1 pseudogene is annotated in these 1,140 nt (G+C 41.5%); it reads right to left on the minus strand.

Going from position 1 to position 1,140, the window contains the following annotated elements:
• Positions 1-1,140 (minus strand): annotated as a pseudogene (locus JCM16496_RS24770) (IS256 family transposase); the annotation flags it as partial.

A 1,140-nucleotide genomic window follows, 5' to 3' on the forward strand; every position in this document is an offset into this window, starting at 1 on the left:
TTTTCAAAAATAAGCATAAATTGATTCATAATCAATCCCCAGTTATGAATAGGCTGTGTCCATTTCTTCTCAATCTCCATAAGTGAAAGATAGACGGTCTTTTTGACGGCATCATCCGAAGGGAATGAAAGCATTGATTTTGTATACTTCCTGATTTTCCCGTTCAGGTTTTCAATGAGATTTGTGGTATAGATTATTTTTCTGATTTCCAGCGGGAACTGGAAGAAAACAGTCAGGTCATCCCAGTTGTTTCTCCATGAAAGTATGGCATAAGGATACTTTCCTCCCCATTTTCTTTTCCAGATTGTCAAGTTCCGCTGCAGCAACCTCTTTGTTGGGTGCATTATAGATATTTTTCATATTTCATATCCGCCGTAAACTCTTTTTTATCCTTATAAACGACATATTTACAGGAGTTTCTGATTTGATGTACCACACAGATTTGAGTGGATGATTGTGGGAATACGGTCCGGATGGTATCCGTAAATCCATCCAGATTGTCGGTGCAGGTAATCAATATATCCTGTACTCCACGTGCCTTTAAATCAGTCAGGACACCCATCCAGAAAGAAGAACTTTCCGATTTGCCTACCCACATGCCAAGAACTTCCTTCAGGCCGTTCTGTTTCAGTCCTACACAAAGATAAACGGTCTTGTTTATGATCTTGCCGTTATCCCGTACCTTGAAGACGATACCGTCCATCCAGACTATAAGATAAACAGGATCCAAAGGGCGGTTCTGCCATTCCTGAGCTGCCTGGTTAACCTTGTTTGTAATAATGGAAATGGCTGACGTAGAGAGTTCTATTTCATAAATCTCACGCATTTCTTCTTCTATATCAGAAACACTCATCCCTTTGGCATATAGGGAGATAACAAGCTTTTCTATCGAGAGTCCACGGCTTTCATGCTTGGGCACTGCTATCGGCTCAAACTGCCCATTGCGGTCACGGGGAATAGAAATGACAGCTTCTCCATGTCCGGTTTGGATTTTCTTTGGATAATTGCCATTGCGTGAATTACCACTGTTATTACCGGCTACAGAATTCTTTTCATAGCCCAAATGGGCATCCATTTCACCTTCAAGCATCTTTTCCAATACCTGGGCATGCAACTGCTTCAGGAACTTGCTTACATCGG

Origin of the sequence: Bacteroides rodentium JCM 16496, from assembly GCF_000614125.1 — a bacterium.
GTDB classification, from domain to species: Bacteria; Bacteroidota; Bacteroidia; order Bacteroidales; family Bacteroidaceae; genus Bacteroides; species Bacteroides rodentium.